We start from the raw sequence: 366 nt of genomic DNA on the forward strand, positions 1-366 counted from the left end.
GAAACAAAGGAGATTAAGAAAAGTACAACCGATTCTGACAGCGGATATATGATGAGAGACAATAAGCCAGAAGGTTTTTTCTACTTAGACCATAGAACTGTAGATAGTAAAAATAATATTATAGTAGATGTACATGTTACCCCTGGTAACGTAAGCGACAGCGAGCCAATACTAAAAAGATTAGATAGAATAAATGAAACTTTTAAGATTAAACCAAAATATCATGGTTTAGATGCAGGCTATTTTACTAACTCTATATTTAAAGGATTAGCAAATAGAAAAATAAATGCTGTTATTGCTTATAGAAGGTCTCCTCATAAAAAAGGAATGTTTAGTAAAAGTAAGTTTATCTATGACTTTGATAAG

Annotated in this window: 1 protein-coding gene; it reads left to right on the top strand. The window is 30.3% G+C overall.

Annotated features, from left to right (window positions below):
• Positions 1 to 366, top strand: a 366-nt coding sequence (locus tag CPJCM30710_RS17535; protein ID WP_212905403.1) for a transposase, incomplete at both ends; no start/stop codon positions are given.

The organism is Clostridium polyendosporum (assembly GCF_018332455.1).
Lineage (GTDB): Bacteria > Bacillota > Clostridia > Clostridiales > Clostridiaceae > Clostridium_AY > Clostridium_AY polyendosporum.